Raw genomic sequence first — 5687 nt, 5'->3', positions numbered from 1 at the left:
CACCACGTTCGCGCCGGCCACCCCGCCGCCCAGCCCGCTGCCGCCGAACGGCGGGAACGTGAACGCGATGGCGACCATGACGTCGGCCGTGCCGCCGCCCGGCTTCAACCAGCCGCCCGGCCAGCAGCCCCCCGGCGCCCCGCCGTACGGCTACCCGCAGCAGGCCGCGCCCGGCTACGGCTATCCGCAACAGCACGACATGGGCGGCCCGCAGGGTCCCTACGGCACCGGCTACCCGGTCGGCCCGGGCGGTCCCGGCAAGCGCAACAACAACACGGTGTGGATCGTGGTCGCCGCGATCGTCGCCGTCGCCCTGGCCGCCGGCATCGCCATCTTCGCCGTCGGGAGCGGCGACGACGACAACAACAACCAGGCCGACGGCAACAGCGACGGCGGCGGGGGCAACGGCGGGAACAACTCGACCGAGGACGACCAGTCGCAGCCGACCACCGAGCCCACCAGGGAGGGCAGCGAGTCCGACTCCACGGCGCCCGACCCCAACGCGACGGTGCCGCCCGGCTACGCGGGCGCCTGGGTGGGCGAGGTGACCGGCGACGACGGCGCGTTCATGCTGCGGCTCGAGATCGAGGACGGCACCGCCGGCCAGGCGGTCGTCACGGAGTACAGCCTGCTCGACTCGGTGATGTGCGTGGAGGGCTCCACGCTGGTGTCGTCCAACAACGGCATGCAGGTCACCGGCTCGGGCGTCACGTCCACCTTCCCGACCGGCGCCACCTGCAACCCGTTCGGCGAGCAGACGATCACGATGCAGGGCACCACCCTGCACTGGGAGAGCGGCCGGTGGTCGGCGGATCTGTCCCCGTCGCAGCAGGACGTGGGCTCGGACGGCATGCCGTACGCGATCTTCACCGAGACCTTCAGCAGCAGCGACCTGCGGTTCGACCCGGAGACGACCTCGTACCCGGGTGACCTGGCGCTGACGGTCACCAACGCCGACAACAGCTGCTCCTGGTCCCAGCCGATGATGAACGGCGGCCTCCAGGAGACCACGATCTACGTCGGCCCCGGCTCGGTGCTCTCGGGCGACTGCGACGCGCTGCCGTCCTACCGGATCAGCTGGCCCGAGACGAACGGCGGCAAGCCCTCGCAGATCCAGTTCTTCCGACTCGGCTCGGACAGCGCGGAGTTCACGGCGCAGAACGACAACGGCTGAGACGTCAGGACTCGTCGGGGGTGACCCCGACGAGCCGAAGGGCCGGGTGGTGATCCGATCGGATCACCACCCGGCCCTTCGGCGTTCCCCGCCAGGTGACGGCCTACAGGAACGGGTTGATCTGGATCGTCTCGTCGCGCCCCGGGCCGACGCCGATCGCCGAGATCGGGGCACCCGACATCTCCTCCAGGGCCCGCACGTAGCCACGGGCGTTGGCCGGCAGGTCCTCCAGGGAGCGGGCCTTGGTGATGTCCTCGCTCCAGCCCGGCAGGTACTCGTAGACCGGCTTGGCGTGGTGGAAGTCGGTCTGGTTGTAGGGGAGTTCCTCGACCCGCCGGCCGTCGATCTCGTAGGCCACGCAGACCGGGATGCGCTCCCAGCCGGTGAGCACGTCCAGCTTGGTGAGGAAGAAGTCGGTGAGGCCGTTGACCCGGGTGGCATAGCGGGCGATCACCGCGTCGAACCAGCCGCAACGCCGGTTGCGCCCGGTGGTGACGCCGAACTCGCCGCCGATGCGGCGCAGCGCCTCCCCGTCGTCGTCCAACAGCTCGGTGGGGAAGGGGCCGGCACCGACCCGGGTGGTGTACGCCTTCAGGATGCCGATGACCCGACTGATCTTCGTCGGCCCGACCCCGGCACCGGTGCAGGCGCCGCCGGCGGTGGGGTTGGAGGAGGTGACGAACGGATAGGTGCCGTGGTCGACGTCGAGCAGGGTGCCCTGGCCGCCCTCGAAGAGCACCACCCGGCCGTCGTCGATGGCCTGGTTGAGCAGCAGCACGGTGTCGCACACATAGGGCCGCAGCCGGTCCGCGTAGCCGAGGAGTTCGTCGACGACCTGGTCCACGGCGATGGCGCGGCGGTTGTACAACTTGGCGAGCAGCTGGTTCTTCTGGTCCAGCGCCGCCTCCACCTTCTGCTGCAGGATCGATTCATCGAACAGGTCCTGAACCCGGATGCCCTGCCGGTTGATCTTGTCCGCGTAGGTGGGGCCGATGCCGCGCCCGGTGGTGCCGATCTTCCGCTTGCCGAGGAAGCGTTCCGAGACCTTGTCGAGAGTGGTGTGGTACGGCGTGATCAAATGGGCGTTGCCGCTGATCAGCAGGCGGGACGTGTCGACGCCGCGCGCGGCGAGACCTCCCAGCTCGTCGAGCAGCACCTTGGGGTCGACCACGACCCCGTTGCCGATGACCGGAACGCAGCCAGGGGAGAGGATCCCGGATGGCAGCAGGTGAAGGGCGTACTTCTGGTCGTCCACCACGACGGTGTGGCCGGCGTTGTTGCCACCCTGGTAGCGCACGACGTAGTCCACCGAACCGCCGAGCAGATCGGTGGCCTTGCCTTTGCCTTCGTCACCCCACTGAGCACCAAGCAGCACAAGTGCGGGCACAGGCGTACACCCCTTCCGAGCGGGGCATCTACGCAAAGGCTGCCCCGGATCGACGAAACCCCTGGCGCAATCGCGACAGGGGCTCTTGCACAGAGAGCTTACGGGAGACGCAGCCGGGAGGCGAACAGTCAGGTGCTCATCGTCATCGACCCGACGGCCCGCCAGACGGATGGGGAATCGGTGCGGATCGCCAGGGACGTGCTGTGCGCGGGCGCGAGCGGGGCCAAGGTGTGTGTGCTCGACCGGTCGCAGGGCATGACGCACGCCCTGCTCAAGCGCGGCGACCGGCGGGTGGTGATCGTCGGGGACGATCGCGCCCTGCTGCGCGCGGTGGGGGTGCTGCACAGTCGCGGTGAGCTGGCGGCGAGCCCGCTGGGGGTGGTGCCGGTGGGGCCGGGGCCCTCGGTGGCGGTGGCGCGGGCACTCGGAGTCCCGACGGACGCGGTGGCGGCCTCCCGGGCGGTGTTGTCCGGCGCGGACCGGCGGCTCGACGTGCTGACGGACGACGCCGGGGACGTGGTGTTAGGCGCCCTCGGCATCCCGGCGCCGCGGCGCGGCCCGGGGGCGGCACTGTGGTGGCGGGCGAAGCATCCGGTGCGGCAGCGGCTACGGGTGGAGGCGGACGGCCGGCTGCTCGCCGACGTGGACCGGCCGGTGTCGGAGGTGTCGGTGCGGGCGGCGAACGGCCTGGCCGAGGTGGTGGTGCGGCACTGCCCCGACGGCTCGGACACCAGCGCGCGGGCCACCTCGGTGACGGTCTCCGGCACGCCGGGGGCGGCGTTCAGCTACCGGGCGAACGCGTTGGACCTGGGGCCGACCAGGACGCGGACGTGGACGGTGCGGCCGGGCGCGCTGCGGCTGACGGTACCGAAGCCTCGAAGCGCAACCTTGGGTTGACAGCCCGGAGGTGTCAACCTACGGTTGACGCATGACCGAACCCACCCTTGAAGGCACCTCCGCAGGCACCTCCGCAGGCACCTCCGAAAGCACCCCTGCGGCCCCGCGGATCAGCCTCGACGAGCTGATCGGGGCCATCAAGAAGGTCCACCCCGAGCCGCTCGACCAGCTCTCCGACGCGGTGATCGCCGCCGACCACCTCGGCGAGGTGGCCGACCACCTCATCGGCCACTTCGTCGACCAGGCCAGGCGCTCCGGCGCCTCCTGGACCGACATCGGCCGCAGCATGGGCGTGACGCGGCAGGCGGCGCAGAAGCGCTTCGTCCCCAAGGACTCCGCCGACCTGAACCAGGGCTTCGAGCGCTACACGCCCCGGGCCAGGAACACCCTGGTCACCGCGCAGACCCTGGCACGCGAGGGCCGCAGGACCGAGATCACCGCCGGGCACCTGGTGATCGCCCTGGCGAGCGACGAGGACAGCCTGGCCGCCAAGGTGATCACGGGCGGCGGCGTGACACTGGACGCGGTCACCGAGGCCGCCACCGCGACCCTGCCGCCGGCCGTCGAGCAGGCGCCCGACCTGATCCCGTTCGACGCGGGCGGCCGGAAGGCGCTGGAGCTGACCTTCCGCGAGGCGCTGCGGCTCGGCCACAACTACATCGGCACCGAGCACCTGCTGCTGGCGCTGCTGGAACACGAGGACGGCACAGGACCGCTGTCCGGGCTCGGGCTGACCAAGGCGCGGGCCGAGGCCGCCGTCACCTCGGCTCTGGAGCGCCTGACGGGCGGTCGGCCGACATAGCCTGGGCCGCGCGCAGCTCGTTCCAGCGGTCCAGCATGCCCTTCAGCTGCCCGTCGAGGAACTCGATGAACTCGGCCATCTCCGCGAGCCGGTCGCCCGCCACGGTGCCGGAACCGACCACGTCAAGGCCGGCCCGCATGGTCTCGATCCAGCGCCGCAGGACCGCGTCACGGTTGACCAGGGCCTCGTACCAGGAGCTGTGCAGCACCCGGAAACGCTCACGCCGGGAGCCGGGCTCGCGCTCCCTGCTGACCAGGTGCACCTGGTCCAGATAGCGGACCGCGCCGGAGACGGCGGCCGGCGAGATCCGCAGCCGGTCGCTCAGCTCGGCCGAGCTGAGGGTGGCCTCCGGGGAGGCCATCAGGCAGGCGAACACCCGGGAGGGCATGCGCGGCATCCCCGCCTGGATGAGATCGGCCGCGAACCGCTCCACGAAGGCGGCCACGGCGTCCGCGTATGCGCCGTCCCGCCTCGTTGTACCCTGCTCGATCACCTGGCCATCCTCGCATCCCACCGAACGTGGCCGCTTTGACAGGGCCTTAACTTCACACATTTCTGAAGTTACCGTAGATTCAAAACCATGAACACGGCAAGCAACGCCATCACCGTCTCCGGGCTCGTGAAGACCTTCGGTCGGACCCGCGCCCTCGACGGCCTCGACCTGGAGGTCGCCAGGGGCGAGGTCCACGGCTTCCTCGGCCCCAACGGCGCGGGCAAGTCCACCACCATCCGGGTGCTGCTCGGGCTGCTGCGCCAGGACGCGGGCGCCGTCCAGCTGCTCGGCGGCGACCCCTGGCACGACGCGGTCGAGCTGCACCGCCATCTCGCCTACGTGCCGGGCGACGTCGAGCTCTGGCCGAACCTCACCGGCGGCGAGGCCATCGGACTGCTCGGCCGGCTGCGCGGCGGCCTGGACCAGGCGCGCTCCGCCGAGCTGATCGAGCGCTTCGACCTCGACCCCACCAAGAAGGGCCGCACCTACTCCAAGGGCAACCGGCAGAAGGTCGCCATCGTCGCCGCGCTGGCCTCCCACGCCGACCTGCTGCTGCTCGACGAGCCCACCGCGGGACTCGACCCGCTGATGGAGGTCGTCTTCCAGGACGTCATCGCCGAGGCCAAGAACGCCGGCACGACCGTCCTGCTCTCCAGCCACATCCTGGCCCAGGTCGAGAAGCTCTGCGACCGGGTCAGCATCATCAGGCTCGGCCGCGTCGTGCAGTCCGGCTCGCTCAGCGACATGCGGCACCTCACCCGCACCACCATCGAGGCCGAGACCAGCGACCCCGCCACCGGCCTCGACGAGCTGCCGGGCGTCCACGACCTCCGCGTCGAGGACGGCAAGATCCACCTCAGCGTGGACGGCGCCCACCTCGACACCACGATCAACCGCCTCGCCCGCTTCGGCGTCCGCAGCCTCGTCGCCCACC

General features: G+C 71.0%; 5 protein-coding genes and 1 pseudogene. 4 read left to right on the top strand and 2 right to left on the bottom strand.

Annotation, left to right across the window (positions count from 1 at the left end; all coding sequences use genetic code 11):
* A pseudogene (locus E1283_RS30525) lies at positions 1-1174 on the top strand (hypothetical protein); the annotation flags it as partial.
* A 103-nt stretch (positions 1175-1277) separates the two neighbouring features.
* On the opposite strand, the gene E1283_RS30520 reads toward E1283_RS30525, so the two are convergent.
* Positions 1278-2561, bottom strand: a complete 1284-nt coding sequence (locus tag E1283_RS30520) for an adenylosuccinate synthase (protein WP_132821413.1) — start codon at positions 2559-2561, stop codon at positions 1278-1280.
* A gap of 132 nt (positions 2562-2693) precedes the next feature.
* On the opposite strand from E1283_RS30520, the gene E1283_RS30515 reads away from it, so the two are divergent.
* On the top strand, positions 2694-3458 hold the full coding sequence (locus tag E1283_RS30515; protein ID WP_243745215.1) for a diacylglycerol kinase family protein: 765 nt from the start codon (positions 2694-2696) through the stop codon (positions 3456-3458).
* Between the two features lie 31 nt (positions 3459-3489).
* Positions 3490-4260: a Clp protease N-terminal domain-containing protein gene (locus E1283_RS30510; protein ID WP_132821412.1), complete on the top strand. Its 771-nt coding sequence runs from the start codon at positions 3490-3492 to the stop codon at positions 4258-4260.
* Here E1283_RS30510 and E1283_RS30505 read toward each other — a convergent pair.
* A complete protein-coding gene (locus tag E1283_RS30505; protein WP_243745214.1) occupies positions 4217-4753 on the bottom strand; it encodes a GbsR/MarR family transcriptional regulator in 537 nt (178 codons plus the stop codon). The two genes, E1283_RS30510 and E1283_RS30505, sit on opposite strands and share 44 nt — an antisense overlap.
* Before the next feature lie 87 nt (positions 4754-4840).
* On the opposite strand from E1283_RS30505, the gene E1283_RS30500 reads away from it, so the two are divergent.
* Positions 4841-5687 (top strand): ABC transporter ATP-binding protein (locus tag E1283_RS30500; protein WP_132821410.1); only part of this gene is annotated, 847 nt, incomplete at its 3' end.

It is taken from the genome of Streptomyces hainanensis (assembly GCF_004348415.1).
Classification (GTDB): Bacteria; Actinomycetota; Actinomycetes; order Streptomycetales; family Streptomycetaceae; genus Streptomyces; species Streptomyces hainanensis.
Note: the sequence above shows the minus strand (reverse complement) of the source record. Positions and strands in the feature narration are given on the sequence as shown.